Raw genomic sequence first — 17,234 nt, 5'->3', positions numbered from 1 at the left:
TTCTCGTTTACGTTATCATTCACTTTACATCAGAGATATACCAATGGCGCGTTCCAAAACTGCTCAGCCAAAACACTCACTGCGTAAAATCGCAGTTGTAGTAGCCACAGCGGTTAGCGGCATGTCTGTTTATGCACAGGCAGCGGTTGAACCGAAAGAAGACACTATCACCGTTACCGCTGCACCTGCGCCGCAAGAAAGCGCATGGGGTCCGGCTGCAACTATTGCGGCGCGACAATCCGCCACCGGTACCAAAACAGATACGCCGATTCAAAAAGTGCCACAGTCTATTTCTGTTGTGACTGCTGAAGAGATGGCGCTGCACCAGCCGAAGTCAGTAAAAGAAGCGCTCAGTTACACGCCGGGTGTCTCAGTGGGTACGCGTGGTGCATCCAACACCTATGACCACCTGATCATTCGTGGTTTTGCTGCGGAAGGCCAAAGTCAGAACAACTATCTGAATGGCCTGAAGATGCAGGGCAACTTCTATAACGATGCGGTTATCGACCCGTATATGCTGGAGCGCGCTGAAATCATGCGTGGCCCGGTATCTGTGCTTTATGGGAAAAGCAGCCCAGGCGGCCTGTTGAACATGGTCAGCAAGCGCCCGACCACCGAACCGTTGAAAGAAGTGCAGTTTAAAGCCGGGACTGACAGCCTGTTCCAGACCGGTTTTGACTTTAGCGATGCGCTGGATGATGACGGCGTTTACTCTTATCGTCTGACCGGTCTTGCGCGCTCTGCCAATGCCCAGCAAAAGGGGGCGGAAGAGCAGCGTTATGCCATTGCACCGGCGTTCACCTGGCGTCCGGATGATAAAACCAATTTCACTTTCCTTTCTTACTTCCAGAATGAACCGGAAACTGGTTATTACGGCTGGTTGCCGAAAGAGGGAACCGTTGAGCCGCTGCCGAACGGTAAGCGTCTGCCGACAGACTTTAATGAAGGGGCGAAGAACAACACCTATTCTCGTAATGAGAAGATGATTGGCTACAGCTTCGACCACGAATTTAATGACACCTTTACTGTGCGCCAGAACCTGCGCTTTGCTGAAAACAAAACCTCGCAAAACAGCGTTTATGGTTACGGCGTCTGCTCCGATCCGGCGAATGCTTACAGCCAACAGTGTGCAGCTTTAGCGCCAGCGGATAAAGGCCATTATCTGGCGCGCAAATACGTCGTTGATGATGAGAAGCTGCAAAACTTCTCTGTTGATACCCAGTTGCAAAGCAAATTCGCCACTGGCGATATCGACCATACCCTGCTGACCGGTGTCGACTTTATGCGTATGCGTAATGACATCAACGCCTGGTTTGGTTACGACGACTCTGTGCCACTGCTCGATCTGTACAATCCGGTGAATACCGATTTCGATTTCAATGCGAAAGATCCGGCAAACTCCGGCCCGTACCGTATTCTGAATAAGCAGAAGCAAACGGGTATTTACGTTCAGGATCAGGCGCAGTGGGATAAAGTGCTGGTCACTCTGGGCGGTCGTTACGACTGGGCAGATCAAGAATCTCTTAACCGCGTAGCGGGAACGACAGACAAGCGTGATGACAAACAGTTCACCTGGCGTGGTGGCGTTAACTACCTGTTTGATAACGGCGTAACACCGTACTTCAGCTATAGCGAATCGTTTGAACCTTCTTCACAGGTCGGGAAGGATGGTAATATTTTCGCACCGTCTAAAGGTAAGCAGTACGAAGTCGGCGTGAAATACGTACCGGAAGATCGCCCAATTGTGGTGACTGGCGCGCTGTATAATCTCACCAAAACCAACAACCTGATGGCGGATCCTGAGGGTTCCTTCTTCTCGGTTGAAGGTGGCGAGATCCGTGCGCGTGGCGTTGAGATCGAAGCAAAAGCGGCGCTGTCGGCGAGTGTTAACGTAGTCGGTTCTTATACTTACACCGATGCAGAATACACCACCGATACTACCTATAAAGGCAATACACCTGCGCAGGTGCCAAAACACATGGCTTCTCTGTGGGCTGATTACACCTTCTTTGACGGTCCACTTTCAGGTCTGACGCTGGGTACTGGCGGTCGTTATACTGGCTCCAGCTACGGCGATCCGGCGAACTCCTTTAAAGTGGGAAGTTATACGGTCGTGGATGCGTTAGTGCGTTATGATCTGGCGCGAGTCGGCATGGCGGGCTCCAACGTAGCGCTGCATGTTAACAACCTGTTCGATCGTGAATACGTCGCCAGCTGCTTTAACACCTATGGCTGCTTCTGGGGCGCAGAACGTCAGGTCGTTGCAACCGCAACCTTCCGTTTCTAATTTTCTCTTTGGGGCACGGATTTCCGTGCCCGCTTCACAAGTTGGCTGTTATGCAGGAATACACGAATCATTCCGATACCACTTTTGCACTGCGTAATATCTCCTTTCGTGTGCCAGGGCGCACGCTTTTGCATCCGCTGTCGTTAACCTTTCCTGCCGGAAAAGTGACCGGTCTGATTGGTCACAACGGTTCTGGTAAATCCACTCTGCTCAAAATGCTTGGTCGTCATCAGCCGCCGTCGGAAGGTGAGATTCTTCTTGATGCCCAGCCGTTGGAAAGCTGGAGCAGCAAAGCGTTCGCCCGCAAAGTGGCTTATTTGCCGCAGCAGCTTCCTCCGGCAGAAGGGATGACCGTGCGTGAACTGGTGGCGATTGGTCGTTACCCGTGGCATGGCGCGCTGGGGCGCTTTGGCGCGGCTGATCGCGAAAAGGTCGAAGAGGCGATTTCGCTGGTTGGCTTAAAACCGCTGGCGCATCGGCTGGTCGATAGTCTCTCTGGCGGCGAACGTCAGCGGGCGTGGATCGCCATGCTGGTGGCGCAGGATAGCCGTTGCCTGCTGCTGGATGAACCGACCTCGGCGCTGGATATCGCCCACCAGGTTGACGTGCTGGCGCTGGTGCACCGTTTAAGTCAGGAACGTGGCCTGACGGTCATTGCCGTGCTGCACGATATTAATATGGCTGCGCGCTACTGTGATTATCTGGTCGCCCTGCGCGGCGGTGAAATGATTGCTCAGGGAACGCCTGCGGAAATTATGCGTGGCGAAACCCTCGAAATGATTTATGGCATCCCGATGGGGATTTTGCCGCATCCGGCGGGTGCTGCACCTGTGAGTTTTGTTTATTGATGAGCGGTTTACCTCTTATTTCGCGCCGTCGACTGTTAACGGCGATGGCGCTTTCTCCGTTGCTATGGCAGATGAATACCGCCCGTGCGGCGGCTATTGATCCACATCGCGTTGTGGCGCTGGAGTGGTTGCCGGTGGAATTACTGCTGGCGCTCGGCATCGTACCTTACGGCGTGGCGGACACCATTAACTATCGCCTGTGGGTCAGCGAACCACCATTACCTGAATCGGTGATTGACGTTGGTTTGCGCACAGAACCTAACCTTGAACTGCTGACCGAAATGAAACCATCGTTTATGGTCTGGTCGGCGGGATATGGCCCTTCGCCAGAAATGCTGGCACGCATTGCGCCGGGACGTGGATTTAACTTCAGCGACGGAAAACAGCCGCTGGTGATGGCGCGTAAATCGCTGACGGAAATGGCGGATTTACTTAATCTGCAAAGCGCAGCAGAAACGCATTTAGCGCAATATGAAGACTTTATCCGCAGCATGAAACCCCGCTTTGTGAAGCGTGGAGCGCGCCCGTTATTGCTGACGTCGCTTCTTGATCCGCGCCATATGCTGGTCTTCGGTCCAAACAGCCTGTTCCAGGAAATCCTCGATGAATACGGCATTGTGAATGCCTGGCAGGGAGAAACTAACTTCTGGGGCAGTACCGCCGTCAGTATCGATCGTCTGGCAGCGTATAAAGACGTTGATGTGCTCTGTTTTGATCATGACAACAGCAAGGAGATGGACGCGCTAATGGCAACCCCGCTGTGGCAGGCCATGCCGTTTGTCCGCGCCGGACGTTTTCAGCGCGTTCCGGCAGTCTGGTTCTATGGCGCGACGCTTTCGGCAATGCACTTTGTGCGTATTCTGGATAACGCCATCGGAGGTAAAGCGTGAGTAAACGTATTGCGCTTTTCCCGGCGTTATTGCTGGCGCTGCTGGTGATTGTCGCAGCGGCGCTCACCTGGATGAACTTTTCGCAAGCGCTGCCGCGTAGCCAGTGGGCGCAGGCTGCATGGTCGCCGGATATCGATGTCATCGAGCAGATGATTTTTCACTACAGCTTGTTGCCGCGTCTGGCGATTTCGCTGCTGGTGGGCGCGGGCCTGGGGCTGGTGGGCGTGCTGTTTCAGCAAGTGCTGCGTAACCCGCTGGCGGAACCGACGACGTTGGGCGTTGCTACAGGCGCGCAACTGGGGATTACCGTCACTACGCTCTGGGCGATCCCCGGTGCGATGGCGAGCCAGTTTGCTGCGCTGGCGGGCGCTTGTGTCGTTGGCTTAATCGTTTTTGGCGTCGCGTGGGGGAAACGGCTTTCGCCGGTAACGCTGATCCTCGCGGGGCTGGTGGTGAGCCTTTATTGCGGGGCAATCAATCAGTTACTGGTCATCTTCCATCACGACCAGCTGCAAAGCATGTTCCTGTGGAGCACCGGAACGCTGACGCAAACCGACTGGGGCGGCGTTGAGCGTTTATGGCCGCAGCTGCTGGGCGGCGTGATGCTGACGTTACTGCTACTTCGCCCGTTAACCCTGATGGGGCTTGATGATGGCGTGGCGCGCAATCTCGGGCTGGCCTTGTCGCTGGCGCGTCTGGCTGCGCTGTCGCTGGCGATAGTCATCAGTGCGTTGCTGGTGAACGCGGTGGGGATTATCGGCTTTATCGGTTTGTTCGCGCCGTTGCTGGCGAAAATGCTGGGCGCGCGGCGTCTGCTGCCACGATTGATGCTGGCGTCGCTGATTGGTGCGTTAATTCTGTGGCTTTCTGATCAAATCATCCTCTGGCTGACTCGCGTGTGGATGGAAGTTTCTACCGGTTCGGTCACTGCGCTCATCGGTGCGCCGCTGCTACTGTGGCTGCTGCCGCGTTTACGCAGCATTAGCGCGCCGGATATGAAGGTCAACGATCGTGTCGCGACTGAACGCCAACACGTGCTGGCGTTTGCCCTCGCGGGCGGCGTGCTGCTGTTGATGGCTGTGGTGGTGGCGCTGTCGTTTGGTCGTGATGCGCACGGCTGGACGTGGGCGAGCGGGGCGTTGCTCGAGGATTTGATGCCCTGGCGCTGGCCGCGAATTATGGCGGCGTTGTTTGCGGGCGTTATGCTGGCGGTGGCGGGCTGTATTATTCAGCGGCTGACCGGAAACCCGATGGCAAGCCCGGAAGTGCTGGGGATTAGCTCCGGCGCGGCGTTTGGCGTGGTGTTAATGCTGTTTCTGGTGCCGGGTAATGCCTTTGGCTGGCTGTTACCCGCGGGAAGTCTCGGGGCTGCGGTGACGCTGTTGATCATTATGATCGCCGCCGGACGCGGCGGATTTTCCCCACACCGGATGTTACTGGCGGGGATGGCTTTAAGTACCGCGTTCACCATGCTTTTGATGATGTTGCAGGCAAGTGGTGACCCGCGAATGGCGCAAGTGTTGACCTGGATTTCCGGTTCGACCTACAACGCGACAGATGCGCAGGTATGGCGTACCGGAATTGTGATGGTGATTTTGCTGGCGATTACCCCGCTGTGTCGCCGCTGGCTGACCATTTTACCGCTGGGCGGTGATACCGCGCGAGCCGTGGGGATGGCGCTGGCGCCGACGCGAATTGCGCTGCTGCTGTTAGCGGCTTGCCTGACGGCGACCGCGACAATGACCATCGGGCCGTTGAGTTTTGTTGGTCTGATGGCACCGCATATCGCGCGGATGATGGGCTTTCGACGGACGATGCCGCACATCGTGATTTCAGCGCTGGTGGGGGGATTACTGCTGGTGTTCGCTGACTGGTGTGGACGGATGGTGCTGTTTCCATTCCAGATCCCGGCGGGTCTGCTGTCGACGTTTATCGGCGCACCGTATTTTATTTATTTGCTGAGAAAGCAGAGCCGTTAATTTTTCCATATAACGGCGCTGAACCCCAGGTCGGATAAGGCGTTCATGCCACATCCGACAAACAATGCCCGATGCGACGCTGGCGCGTCTTATCGGGCCTACAAACGGTCCTGCACTCCAGGTCGGATAAGGCGTCCATGCCGCATTCGGCAAACAATGCCCGATGCGACGCTGACGCGTCTTATCGGGCCTACAAACGGCCCTGAACTCCAGGTCGGATAAGGCGTTCACGCCGCATCCGACAAACCATGCCCGATGCAACGCTGGCGCGTCTTATCGGGCCTACAAACGGCCCCGAACCGTAGGTCGGATAAGGCGTTCACGCCGCATCCGACAACCGATGCCCGATGCGACGCTGGTGCGCCTTATCGGGCCTACAAACGGCCCTGAACTCCAGGTCGGATAAGGCGTTTACGCCGCATCCGACAAACCATGCTGGATCACAACTTCGCAAACACCCGGCGTGCAGCATCGATGGTGTTATTGATATCTTTCATGCTGTGCGCCACGGACATAAAGCCCGCTTCAAACGCTGACGGTGCCAGGTAAACACCTTCGTCCAGCATCATATGGAAGAAACGCTTAAAGCGTTCCACGTCACAGGACATCACATCCTGGTAGCATGTTACGGACTCGGCGTCGGTAAAGAAAATACCGAACATGCCGCCAACGTGGTTAACAACCAGCGGAATTCCCGCTTCTTCCGCCGCTTCCAGCAGACCTTCTGCCAGACGTGTTGTCAGCTCATCCAGTGTCTCGTGAACGCCCGGCTGCGCGACTTCATTCAGACAGGCGAAACCGGCGGCCATCGCAATCGGGTTACCGGAAAGCGTACCCGCCTGATACACCGGACCAGTCGGAGCCAGCGCATCCATCACATCACGACGACCGCCGAAGGCACCTACCGGCATTCCACCACCGATGATTTTGCCCAGACAGGTGAGATCTGGCACCACGCCGTAATAATCCTGTGCGCCAGCTAGCGCTACGCGGAAACCGGTCATCACTTCATCAATGATCAGCAACGCGCCAAATTCGTCGCACAGCGCGCGCAGACCTGGCAGGAACTCTGGCAGCGGTGGAACACAGTTCATATTGCCTGCCACCGGCTCGACGATAATACAGGCAATCTCTTGCGGGTACTGTTCGAACGCGGCGCGTACAGAGGCCAGATCGTTATAAGTACAGGTTAAGGTATGTTTGGCGAAATCTGCCGGAACGCCCGGTGAGTTTGGCTGCCCTAAAGTGAGTGCGCCAGAACCGGCTTTCACCAGCAGGCAGTCAGCATGACCGTGGTAGCAACCTTCGAATTTGATGATCTTGTCACGGCCAGTAAAACCACGGGCCAGGCGGATGGCGCTCATTGTCGCTTCGGTGCCGGAGTTCACCATGCGCACCATATCCATCGTTGGCACCAGTTCGGTCACCAGTTGCGCCATTTTCACTTCCATTTCGGTCGGCGCACCAAAGCTCAGACCGCGCTCGGCGGCTTCAATCACTGCGTTACGGATCGCCGGATGGTTATGGCCCAGCACCATCGGCCCCCAGGAACCGACATAATCGATATACGCTTTGCCATCAACATCATACAGATAAGCGCCGTCCGCTTTTTCGATAAACAGTGGAGTGCCGCCCACGCCAGTAAAGGCGCGAACAGGAGAGTTCACACCGCCAGGGATCAGCTCGCGCGCTGCGCTGTAAAGATTTTCAGACTTACTCATGGAGGGTTCCTGATTCGTAGAAAAAGTGAATGGCTGCTATTCTAGGTTATTCATAACAAGTTAAATACTCGTCAACAAGTTGCTTTTACTGCTGCAACTTTGACTTCGTAGAGTATAAAAGTTTTGTGCATTTGAAACATTACGCTTTGCAAAGGATTTTCATTGAATGTACGAGTAAAATGCCGTCATCTTATTTGTATGACCAATATGTGATCATTGGATGAAAACTGATACTCCCTCTTATGAAATACCGCAGGCTGCGCGTCTGCGACGCAGACAACTCATTCGCCAGCTTCTTGAGCGTGATAAAACGCCATTAGCTATTTTGTTTATGGCGGCGGTCGTCGGTACCCTTGTCGGGCTGGCAGCGGTTGCTTTTGACAAAGGTGTCGCCTGGTTGCAGAACCAACGAATGGGCGCGCTGGTACATACTGCCGATAATTATCCACTTCTGTTAACCGTTGCTTTTCTCTGTTCGGCAGTGCTGGCGATGTTCGGTTATTTCTTAGTGCGCAAATACGCGCCGGAAGCGGGTGGTTCGGGTATCCCGGAAATTGAAGGGGCGCTGGAAGATCAACGTCCCGTTCGCTGGTGGCGTGTATTACCAGTGAAATTCTTTGGTGGCCTGGGGACGCTGGGCGGCGGTATGGTACTGGGGCGCGAAGGGCCAACCGTGCAGATTGGCGGTAATATTGGCCGGATGGTGCTTGATATTTTCCGCATGAAAGGTGACGAAGCTCGCCATACGTTACTGGCAACCGGTGCGGCGGCAGGTCTGGCGGCGGCTTTTAACGCGCCGCTGGCGGGGATTCTTTTTATTATTGAAGAGATGCGTCCGCAGTTTCGCTATACGCTAATTTCGATTAAAGCGGTATTTATTGGCGTCATTATGTCGACCATTATGTACCGGGTATTTAACCACGAAGTTGCACTTATTGATGTCGGTAAACTTTCTGACGCCCCGCTTAATACGCTGTGGCTTTATCTGATCCTCGGTATTATTTTTGGCATTTTCGGCCCTATTTTTAATAAATGGGTGCTGGGGATGCAGGATTTACTACACCGCGTACACGGCGGCAATATAACCAAATGGGTACTGATGGGCGGTGCGATTGGTGGTTTGTGTGGGCTGCTGGGTTTTGTCGCTCCTGAAACCTCAGGCGGTGGTTTTAACCTGATTCCTATCGCCACGGCGGGGAACTTCAGCATGGGAATGCTGGTGTTTATCTTTGTCGCGCGGGTCATTACCACCTTACTCTGTTTCTCTTCCGGCGCGCCGGGCGGTATTTTCGCTCCGATGCTGGCGCTGGGTACCGTGCTGGGAACCGCGTTCGGGATGGTTGCCGTTGAGCTGTTTCCGCAATATCACCTTGAAGCAGGCACCTTTGCTATTGCCGGAATGGGCGCGTTACTGGCGGCGTCCATTCGTGCGCCGTTAACGGGGATCATTCTGGTATTAGAGATGACAGATAACTATCAGCTCATTTTGCCAATGATTATTACCGGTCTTGGCGCAACACTATTAGCACAATTTACCGGCGGAAAACCGCTATACTCGGCGATTCTTGCGCGCACGCTGGCAAAACAGGAAGCGGAGCAACTGGCGCGAAGCAAGGCCGCTGTCGCCAGCGAGAATACTTGAACGAAATACCAGGGTATTAGATAATGGCGATTATTATTGGGTTAGAATTTGCCCAATTGCCGATGTCGTTTGGAGCAAAATATGAGTGATGACGTAGCACTGCCGCTGGAGTTTACCGACGCAGCAGCCAACAAAGTTAAAAGCCTGATCGCTGACGAAGATAACCCGAATCTGAAATTACGCGTGTATATCACCGGTGGCGGTTGCAGCGGCTTCCAGTATGGTTTCACCTTTGATGATCAGGTGAACGAAGGCGATATGACCATTGAAAAACAGGGCGTTGGCCTGGTGGTTGACCCGATGAGCCTGCAATATCTGGTTGGTGGTTCCGTTGATTATACTGAAGGACTGGAAGGTTCGCGTTTCATCGTGACCAACCCGAACGCGAAAAGCACCTGTGGTTGCGGTTCTTCCTTCAGCATCTAATCTGCTGTTAATGTGCCGGATAAACTATCCGGCACATCTACTCTCTTTAACGCCCATTCTCATCCAGCGCAAATGTCGGCAGTTTAAGATGCCAACGGATAGCTGCCAGTCGAATCAATAGCGTTACCACCATCCCCATCATACTGGCCGTTTCTAACGGGACGGAAAACGTATAATAAGCCGTAGCGTGGACAATACCGCCGATAATACAGGCTGTTGCGTAGATTTCTGTACGTAAAATCATGGGGATTTCGCGCGCCAGCACATCGCGAATGATCCCGCCGCCAACGCCCGTAATAACACCCATACATACCGCAATCAATGGACCCGCATCCGCATTAAAGGCTTTGTTGACGCCAATGCCAACAAATACTGCCAACCCAACAGCATCCAGCACCGGCAGCATCCATTTCGGCAAGCGTCTTGGCTGGCGTACCAGGACGATCGTCAGCATGCTGGTTACCATTGCAACGACCAGATCGGTAGGGTCTTTCACCCAAAATACCGGACCGTGATCCAGCGCCATGTCACGAATGGTTCCACCACCTACTGCGGTAACCACGCCTAATACCAGGACGCCAAAAGGGTCCATACGCAATTTTCCGGCAAGTAAAACGCCGGAGATGGCAAATACCGCTGTGCCGACTATATCCAGCCAATAGACGAGCATTGTTCAATCCCCACTGAGCACCTGAAAAGGTCAGGCGCTAATCCACTTGTGAAAGCGCATTACAGAGTTGTTGTGCAGCGAGGATAATACGTGGGCTTGCACGTTCAAACCAGTCACTTGTGAGAGGAATAATGGGAATTTTGAGCTGTTCACCCCAGTATTGCTCGATTTTAGGAGTTTGGTCCGATCCGCCAGTGATGACAATTGCCTGTGGCGCGCGTGCTAATACCTGTTCGCGGCTCACCTGTGGCCAGGGAACATGGCTGTTTTTAAAGATGTTTTCTCCACCGCAAACTTCCAGTACCTGGTTCTGAATCGACTCTTTTCCGCTGGTGAAGGGCGGATTAATGCCGAATTGTAAGAAAACACGTTTTTTAGGTTTGTCGGCGAATTTAGCTTTGAGTTGCGCATACTGTTCCAGCAAGGTTTGCGCGGCTTTCTCGGCCTTGTCAGGTTGCGGACTCCACGGGGCCAGTTGACGTAACGCATCGGCAATTTGTTCAATGCTTGTCGCATCGACCCACATCACTTTTATTCCCAGCGAAGCAAGCTGGTCAACTTGTCGCTCGGCGTTACCCCCGCGCCAGGCTACGACCAGATCGGGTTTTAGCGCCACAATACGTTCCAGATTCATCCCTTGCCAGGTGGAAACCTGCTCTATTTTCTGTGCTTCTGGCGGATAGTCGGAATAACTGCTGACCGCTACCGGCGTGATCCCGGCGGCAAATGCGAGTTCGGTGTTAGCGGGGGAAAGTGTGATGACACGCGGCGCGGCGTTGAGCCACAGTGGCGCAAGAAAAGACAGGGCGACCAGCGCCCTGAATAGTGACTTAGCCATGAGCCAGTTTCTGCACCAGTGACTCAACCATCAGGCTGGACTGTTTGGCAGCAACGGCCAGGAACTCGTCGAAGCTAAGGTGAGACTGTTGATCGGCGACGTCAGAGATGGCGCGCACCACCACAAACGGGACGTTAAAATTGTGGCAAACGTGAGCGATAGCCGTCGCTTCCATTTCGACAGCAATGGCCTGCGGGAAATTGTGGCGGATTTTCGCCAGACCAACAGAGCCGTTGATGAAAGCGTCGCCGCTAACAATCAGGCCACGTACAGCGTTAAGATTCAGTTCGGCAATGCAGGACTCGGCAGCAGCGATCAGTTTATCGTCAGCTTTGAAGCCTGCAGGGCAGCCAGGCAGTTGACCGTATTCATAGCCAAACGCCGTGACATCCGCGTCGTGATAACGTGCTTCGTCCGAGACAACGATATCGCCCACTTTCAGCGTTGGCGCCAGGCCACCCGCGGAACCGGTGTTAATAATCACATCAGGCTTGCAGTGTTCCAGCAGCAGAGTTGCACCCAGCGCTGCTGCGACTTTACCAATGCCTGATTTCAGAAGCGCAACCTCGGTTCCGTTCAGTTGGCCGGTATAGATTTCGCAACCGCCCAGGCTGATAGTTTGACGGTTTTCGATTTTGTCACGCAGCAGCGTAACTTCTTCTTCCATTGCACCAATGATGCCGATTTTCATAGATTTACTCGCGATAAGCTCGATTTGAAGGCATAGTTTATCATGCGCTTGAGGGGAAGCGTATTTCTCACGCGGGAGAGGACATGGCACAGATTGATTTCCGAAATAAAATAAACTGGCATCGTCGTTATCGTTCACCGCAGGGCGTTAAAACTGAACATGAGATCCTGCGGATCTTCGAGAGCGATCGCGGGCGTATTATCAACTCCCCGGCGATTCGCCGTCTGCAACAAAAGACCCAGGTCTTCCCACTTGAGCGCAATGCTGCCGTGCGCACGCGTCTTACCCATTCTATGGAAGTTCAGCAGGTGGGGCGTTATATCGCTAAAGAAATTTTAAGCCGCCTGAAAGAGCTTAAATTGCTGGAGGCTTACGGTCTGGACGAGTTGACCGGGCCGTTTGAAAGCATTGTCGAAATGTCGTGCCTGATGCATGACATAGGAAATCCGCCGTTTGGTCATTTCGGCGAGGCAGCCATTAATGACTGGTTCCGTCAGCGCTTGTACCCGGCGGATGCCGAAAGTCAGCCATTAACCGACGATCGCTGTAGCGTGGCAGCGTTGCGATTGAGGGAAGGGGAGGAGCCGCTCAACGAGCTGCGGCGAAAAATTCGTCAGGACTTATGTCATTTTGAAGGTAACGCACAGGGTATTCGTCTGGTGCATACATTGATGCGGATGAATCTTACCTGGGCCCAGGTAGGCGGTATTTTAAAATATACCCGTCCGGCGTGGTGGCGTGGCGAAACGCCCGAGACTCACGATTATTTAATGAAAAAGCCGGGCTATTACCTTTCTGAAGAATTCTATATTGCGCGTTTGCGTAAAGAACTTAATTTAGCGCTTTACAGTCGCTTCCCATTAACGTGGATTATGGAAGCTGCCGACGATATATCTTATTGTGTGGCTGATCTTGAAGATGCGGTAGAAAAAAGAATATTTACCGTTGAACAGCTTTATCATCATCTGCATGAAGCGTGGGGCCAGCATGAGAACGGCTCGCTGTTTGCGCAGGTGGTAGAAAATGCCTGGGAAAAATCGCGCTCAAATAGCTTAAGTCGTAGCACGGAAGATCAGTTTTTTATGTATTTACGCGTAAATACCTTAAATAAACTGGTGCCGTATGCGGCACAACGATTTATTGATAACTTACCTGAAATTTTTGCCGGAACCTTTAATCATGCACTGTTAGAAGATGCCAGCGAATGTAGCCAGTTGCTGAAGTTATATAAAAATGTCGCTGTAAAACATGTGTTTAGCCATCCAGATGTCGAGCAGCTTGAATTGCAGGGCTACCGGGTGATTAGCGGTTTATTAGAGATATATCGACCGTTGTTAAACATGTCGTTATCAGACTTTACCGAACTTGTTGAAAAAGAACGTGTGAAACGTTTCCCCATTGAAACGCGTTTATTCCATAAGCTCTCAACGCGCCATCGGTTGGCCTATGTTGAGGCTGTCAGTAAATTATCGTCAGATTCACCTGAGCTCCCGCTATGGGAATATTATTACCGCTGCCGGCTGTTACAGGATTATATCAGCGGTATGACAGACCTTTATGCGTGGGATGAATACCGACGTCTGATGGCCGTAGAACAATAACCAGGCTTTTGTAAAGACGGACAATAAATTTTTACTTTTTGCAGAAACTTTAGTTCGGAACTTCGCGCTATAAAACGAATCTGAAGAACACAGCAATTTTGCGTTATCTGTTAATCGAGACTGAAATACATGAAAAAAACCACATTAGCACTGAGTGCACTGGCTCTGAGTTTAGGTTTGGCGTTATCTCCGCTCTCTGCAACGGCGGCTGAGACTTCTTCAGCAACGACAGCCCAGCAGATGCCAAGCCTTGCACCGATGCTCGAAAAGGTGATGCCTTCAGTGGTCAGCATTAACGTAGAAGGTAGCACAACCGTTAATACGCCGCGTATGCCGCGTAATTTCCAGCAGTTCTTCGGTGATGATTCCCCGTTCTGCCAGGAAGGTTCTCCGTTCCAGAGCTCCCCGTTCTGTCAGGGCGGTGGACAAGGTGGTAACGGCGGTGGCCAGCAACAAAAATTCATGGCGCTGGGTTCTGGCGTCATCATTGATGCCGATAAAGGCTATGTCGTGACTAACAACCACGTTGTCGATAACGCGACGGTCATTAAAGTTCAACTGAGCGATGGCCGTAAGTTCGACGCGAAGATGGTCGGCAAAGATCCGCGCTCTGATATCGCGCTGATCCAGATCCAGAACCCGAAAAACCTGACCGCGATTAAGATGGCGGATTCCGATGCGCTGCGCGTGGGTGATTACACCGTCGCTATCGGTAACCCGTTTGGTCTGGGCGAGACGGTAACTTCCGGTATCGTCTCTGCGCTGGGGCGTAGCGGTCTGAACGCCGAAAACTACGAAAACTTCATCCAGACAGACGCAGCAATCAACCGTGGTAACTCCGGTGGTGCGCTGGTTAACCTGAACGGTGAACTGATCGGTATTAACACCGCGATCCTTGCACCAGACGGCGGTAACATCGGTATCGGTTTTGCTATCCCGAGCAACATGGTGAAAAACCTGACCTCACAGATGGTGGAATACGGCCAGGTGAAACGCGGTGAGTTGGGCATTATGGGTACTGAGCTGAACTCTGAACTGGCGAAAGCGATGAAAGTTGACGCCCAGCGTGGCGCTTTCGTAAGTCAGGTTCTGCCGAATTCCTCCGCTGCAAAAGCGGGTATTAAAGCGGGTGATGTGATCACCTCACTGAACGGTAAGCCGATCAGCAGCTTTGCCGCACTGCGTGCTCAGGTGGGTACTATGCCGGTGGGCAGCAAACTGACCCTGGGCTTGCTGCGCGATGGTAAGCAGGTCAACGTGAATCTGGAACTGCAGCAGAGCAGCCAGAATCAAGTTGATTCCAGCTCTATCTTCAATGGTATTGAAGGCGCTGAAATGAGCAACAAAGGCAAAGATCAGGGCGTGGTCGTGAACAACGTGAAAACCGGTACTCCGGCTGCGCAGATTGGCCTGAAAAAAGGTGATGTGATTATTGGCGCGAACCAGCAGACAGTGAAAAACATCGCTGAACTGCGTAAAGTTCTCGACAGCAAGCCGTCAGTGCTGGCGCTGAACATTCAGCGCGGCGATAGCACCATCTACCTGTTAATGCAGTAATCTCCCTCAACCCCTTCCTGTAAACGGGAAGGGGTTCTCTTTTCAATTTGTGACCCCCTCCACAACTCCATATTTCTCCGTCGTCCTTTGTGCATTTGCACAATGCCGTGCGTTGCGTACTTCCTTATGCTAAACCGTGCACAACGGAGGGCTTATGGCTGGCTGGCATCTTGATACCAAAATGGCGCAGGATATCGTGGCGCGTACCATGCGCATCATCGATACCAATATCAACGTAATGGATGCTCGCGGGCGAATTATCGGCAGCGGCGATCGTGAGCGTATTGGTGAATTGCACGAAGGTGCATTACTGGTACTGTCGCAAGGGCGGGTGGTCGATATCGATGATGCGGTAGCGCGCCATCTGCACGGAGTACGTCAGGGGATTAACCTGCCGTTAAGGCTGGAAGGCGAGATTGTCGGCGTTATCGGCCTGACCGGTGAACCGGAGCATTTGCGCAAATATGGTGAACTGGTCTGTATGACGGCGGAGATGATGCTGGAACAGTCGCGGTTGATGCACCTGCTGGCGCAGGATAGCCGACTGCGTGAAGAGTTAGTCATGCATCTGATTCAGGCTGAAGAAAATACGCCAGCGTTAACCGAATGGGCGCAACGACTGGGTATCGATCTCAATCAACCCCGCGTGGTAGCCATTGTCGAGGTCGATAGCGGCCAGCTTGGCGTGGACAGCGCGATGGCGGAACTACAGCAACTGCAAAATGCACTCACCACGCCGGAACGCAACAATCTGGTGGCGATAGTCTCGCTAACCGAAATGGTAGTGCTGAAACCGGCGTTGAATACGTTTGGGCGCTGGGATGCGGAAGACCATCGTAAGCGAGTAGAGCAACTTATTACTCGTATGAAGGAGTACGGTCAGCTGCGTTTTCGCGTGTCACTGGGCAATTATTTTACCGGCGCTGGCAGTATTGCGCGTTCTTATCGTACGGCGAAAACAACGATGGTCGTGGGTAAACAGCGGATGCCAGAAAGTCGCTGCTATTTTTATCAGGATCTGATGCTGCCAGTATTACTCGACAGTTTGCGTGGCGACTGGCAAGCCAACGAACTGGCGCGCCCCCTGGCACGGCTGAAAGCGATGGACAATAACGGTTTACTGCGACGGACGCTGGCGGCGTGGTTTCGCCATAATGTGCAGCCGCTGGCAACGTCAAAGGCGCTGTTTATTCATCGTAATACCCTGGAGTATCGGCTTAATCGTATATCTGAACTGACCGGGCTTGATTTGGGCAATTTTGATGACAGGTTGCTGCTGTATGTTGCGTTGCAACTGGATGAAGAGCGGTAGGTTATGCGTTAAGGTCGAGGCGGCGCTGGCTTGTTCCCCTCACCCCGAAGGGAAGAGGGGATTGCCCGAGCTAACCGTCAGTTCGGGATTATTTACGCGTCAGTTTTTCCAGATCGGCTTCAATCTCGCTGATCTTATTGGTTACGACTGACTCCAGATGACGTAAGTCGTCGAGGATCTTACGCTTAAGATCAACTTCGCTACGATCACGCTGGCAGATTTGATCAAGTTCATCAATGATATAACGCAGATTCGGGCTGATCTCCTGCACTTCTTTATAACCCTGACCCACACCATCGGCGACGACCGTTTTGCGCTGACGCGGATATTTAAACTTCACGCTTTTAGCGAAAAACTCGCCTTTGTCTTTCTGAAAATAGATTTTCAGAATATCGTTGTTGGCTTCCTGCCGGAGGCTGTAACGATCAATTTCTTCAGGATTGGTAATACCCAGACTTTTCAGATTGTCGTACATAGCGTTACCTCAAAATGAGTCAGTAAATTGTGCTTATCTTAGCATTTGGCCTGGCCCGCCCGGCTCGACTGTGATCGCAGAAAGCCTTTTTTCCAGACTTCTATCATGGCGTAAAAATCAAAAAATTACCTGCTTTATTCTGGCGATATTCCAGGGGATGGATTAGCACATTTATCTTCGTTTTGCGAATTACACGACAGTCCGAAACAAGATGAAAAAGTATTTAAAAAAGGGGAAGAATGAGTAGGACGAATTAATCTGAGCCAGAAAGCAAACGGGCAGCGTCGTGCTGCCCGT

The 17,234-nt window shown here is 52.9% G+C and carries 16 protein-coding genes; 11 read left to right on the top strand and 5 right to left on the bottom strand.

Features of this window, described 5'->3' with window-relative positions; all coding sequences use genetic code 11:
- Positions 1-43 precede the first annotated feature (43 nt).
- Genes fhuA through fhuB form a run of 4 tightly spaced genes read left to right on the top strand, consistent with a single transcriptional unit; the run spans position 44 to position 6,004 of the window.
- Positions 44-2,287: a ferrichrome porin FhuA gene (gene fhuA, locus D9597_RS03230; protein ID WP_130221605.1), complete on the top strand. Its 2,244-nt coding sequence runs from the start codon at positions 44-46 to the stop codon at positions 2,285-2,287.
- Positions 2,288-2,337: 50 nt separating this feature from the next.
- Positions 2,338-3,135 carry a Fe3+-hydroxamate ABC transporter ATP-binding protein FhuC gene (gene fhuC, locus D9597_RS03225; RefSeq protein WP_001158929.1) on the top strand — a complete coding sequence of 266 codons (798 nt, stop codon included), beginning with the start codon at positions 2,338-2,340 and terminating at the stop codon, positions 3,133-3,135.
- Complete coding sequence (gene fhuD / locus D9597_RS03220; protein WP_130221604.1) at positions 3,135-4,025, top strand: Fe(3+)-hydroxamate ABC transporter substrate-binding protein FhuD; 891 nt, start codon at positions 3,135-3,137, stop codon at positions 4,023-4,025. Before fhuC ends, fhuD begins: the two co-directional genes overlap by 1 nt.
- Positions 4,022-6,004, top strand: coding sequence for a Fe(3+)-hydroxamate ABC transporter permease FhuB (gene fhuB / locus D9597_RS03215; RefSeq protein WP_130221603.1), 1,983 nt, complete (start codon positions 4,022-4,024; stop codon positions 6,002-6,004). The genes fhuD and fhuB overlap by 4 nt, the downstream gene beginning before the upstream one ends.
- Positions 6,005-6,444: 440 nt before the next feature.
- Here the strand turns inward: fhuB and hemL are convergent, their stop codons facing one another.
- Positions 6,445-7,725 (bottom strand): glutamate-1-semialdehyde 2,1-aminomutase, encoded by a 1,281-nt coding sequence (hemL, locus tag D9597_RS03210; protein WP_130221602.1) that lies wholly within the window; start codon positions 7,723-7,725, stop codon positions 6,445-6,447.
- Between the two features lie 161 nt (positions 7,726-7,886).
- Between hemL and D9597_RS23255 the strand changes: the two genes are divergently transcribed.
- Genes D9597_RS23255 through erpA form a run of 4 tightly spaced genes read left to right on the top strand, consistent with a single transcriptional unit; the run spans position 7,887 to position 9,793 of the window.
- On the top strand, positions 7,887-7,949 hold the full coding sequence (locus D9597_RS23255) for a hypothetical protein (protein WP_214430084.1): 63 nt from the start codon (positions 7,887-7,889) through the stop codon (positions 7,947-7,949).
- A complete protein-coding gene (gene clcA, locus D9597_RS03205; RefSeq protein ID WP_130217336.1) occupies positions 7,946-9,367 on the top strand; it encodes a H(+)/Cl(-) exchange transporter ClcA in 1,422 nt (473 codons plus the stop codon). Before D9597_RS23255 ends, clcA begins: the two co-directional genes overlap by 4 nt.
- Positions 9,368-9,390: 23 nt before the next feature.
- Positions 9,391-9,456 carry a small protein YadW gene (gene yadW / locus D9597_RS03200; RefSeq protein WP_120795373.1) on the top strand — a complete coding sequence of 22 codons (66 nt, stop codon included), beginning with the start codon at positions 9,391-9,393 and terminating at the stop codon, positions 9,454-9,456.
- Positions 9,449-9,793, top strand: a complete 345-nt coding sequence (erpA, locus tag D9597_RS03195; protein ID WP_001295564.1) for an iron-sulfur cluster insertion protein ErpA — start codon at positions 9,449-9,451, stop codon at positions 9,791-9,793. Before yadW ends, erpA begins: the two co-directional genes overlap by 8 nt.
- A gap of 46 nt (positions 9,794-9,839) precedes the next feature.
- Here erpA and D9597_RS03190 read toward each other — a convergent pair whose 3' ends face one another.
- From D9597_RS03190 to mtnN, 3 genes are read right to left on the bottom strand one after another with little or no spacing between them, the layout of a single operon-like run.
- Complete coding sequence (locus D9597_RS03190; protein ID WP_064525034.1) at positions 9,840-10,463, bottom strand: TRIC cation channel family protein; 624 nt, start codon at positions 10,461-10,463, stop codon at positions 9,840-9,842.
- Between the two features lie 37 nt (positions 10,464-10,500).
- On the bottom strand, positions 10,501-11,301 hold the full coding sequence (gene btuF / locus D9597_RS03185) for a vitamin B12 ABC transporter substrate-binding protein BtuF (protein ID WP_130205008.1): 801 nt from the start codon (positions 11,299-11,301) through the stop codon (positions 10,501-10,503).
- Positions 11,294-11,992, bottom strand: coding sequence for a 5'-methylthioadenosine/S-adenosylhomocysteine nucleosidase (gene mtnN, locus D9597_RS03180; protein ID WP_064525028.1), 699 nt, complete (start codon positions 11,990-11,992; stop codon positions 11,294-11,296). The genes btuF and mtnN overlap by 8 nt, the downstream gene beginning before the upstream one ends.
- A gap of 83 nt (positions 11,993-12,075) precedes the next feature.
- Between mtnN and dgt the strand changes: the two genes are divergently transcribed.
- The 3 genes from dgt (at position 12,076) to cdaR (ending at position 16,462) form a co-directional block, all read left to right on the top strand.
- On the top strand, positions 12,076-13,593 hold the full coding sequence (gene dgt, locus D9597_RS03175; protein WP_130221601.1) for a dGTPase: 1,518 nt from the start codon (positions 12,076-12,078) through the stop codon (positions 13,591-13,593).
- A 129-nt stretch (positions 13,594-13,722) separates the two neighbouring features.
- Positions 13,723-15,150: a serine endoprotease DegP gene (gene degP / locus D9597_RS03170; RefSeq protein ID WP_130205012.1), complete on the top strand. Its 1,428-nt coding sequence runs from the start codon at positions 13,723-13,725 to the stop codon at positions 15,148-15,150.
- A 154-nt stretch (positions 15,151-15,304) separates the two neighbouring features.
- Positions 15,305-16,462, top strand: coding sequence for a DNA-binding transcriptional regulator CdaR (gene cdaR, locus D9597_RS03165; protein WP_130217332.1), 1,158 nt, complete (start codon positions 15,305-15,307; stop codon positions 16,460-16,462).
- Between the two features lie 88 nt (positions 16,463-16,550).
- Here the strand turns inward: cdaR and D9597_RS03160 are convergent, their stop codons facing one another.
- A complete protein-coding gene (locus D9597_RS03160; protein WP_000272188.1) occupies positions 16,551-16,937 on the bottom strand; it encodes a DUF3461 family protein in 387 nt (128 codons plus the stop codon).
- Positions 16,938-17,234 lie beyond the last annotated feature (297 nt).

The organism is Escherichia sp. E13S3, assembly GCF_004212325.1.
Taxonomy (GTDB): Bacteria; Pseudomonadota; Gammaproteobacteria; order Enterobacterales; family Enterobacteriaceae; genus Escherichia.
The sequence above is the reverse complement of the archived record's forward strand: the minus strand, read 5'-3'. Positions and strand labels throughout refer to the sequence as shown.

What these genes read in the sequence shown, in the direction of transcription:
- fhuA (WP_130221605.1), top strand. Translation starts at nt 44, where the DNA reads ATGGCGCGTTCCAAAACTGCTCAGCCAAAACACTCACTGCGTAAAATC.
- fhuC (WP_001158929.1), top strand. Translation starts at nt 2,338, where the DNA reads ATGCAGGAATACACGAATCATTCCGATACCACTTTTGCACTGCGTAAT.
- fhuD (WP_130221604.1), top strand. Translation starts at nt 3,135, where the DNA reads ATGAGCGGTTTACCTCTTATTTCGCGCCGTCGACTGTTAACGGCGATG.
- hemL (WP_130221602.1), bottom strand. Translation starts at nt 7,725, where the DNA reads ATGAGTAAGTCTGAAAATCTTTACAGCGCAGCGCGCGAGCTGATCCCT.
- clcA (WP_130217336.1), top strand. Translation starts at nt 7,946, where the DNA reads ATGAAAACTGATACTCCCTCTTATGAAATACCGCAGGCTGCGCGTCTG.
- erpA (WP_001295564.1), top strand. Translation starts at nt 9,449, where the DNA reads ATGAGTGATGACGTAGCACTGCCGCTGGAGTTTACCGACGCAGCAGCC.
- D9597_RS03190 (WP_064525034.1), bottom strand. Translation starts at nt 10,463, where the DNA reads ATGCTCGTCTATTGGCTGGATATAGTCGGCACAGCGGTATTTGCCATC.
- btuF (WP_130205008.1), bottom strand. Translation starts at nt 11,301, where the DNA reads ATGGCTAAGTCACTATTCAGGGCGCTGGTCGCCCTGTCTTTTCTTGCG.
- mtnN (WP_064525028.1), bottom strand. Translation starts at nt 11,992, where the DNA reads ATGAAAATCGGCATCATTGGTGCAATGGAAGAAGAAGTTACGCTGCTG.
- dgt (WP_130221601.1), top strand. Translation starts at nt 12,076, where the DNA reads ATGGCACAGATTGATTTCCGAAATAAAATAAACTGGCATCGTCGTTAT.
- degP (WP_130205012.1), top strand. Translation starts at nt 13,723, where the DNA reads ATGAAAAAAACCACATTAGCACTGAGTGCACTGGCTCTGAGTTTAGGT.
- cdaR (WP_130217332.1), top strand. Translation starts at nt 15,305, where the DNA reads ATGGCTGGCTGGCATCTTGATACCAAAATGGCGCAGGATATCGTGGCG.
- D9597_RS03160 (WP_000272188.1), bottom strand. Translation starts at nt 16,937, where the DNA reads ATGTACGACAATCTGAAAAGTCTGGGTATTACCAATCCTGAAGAAATT.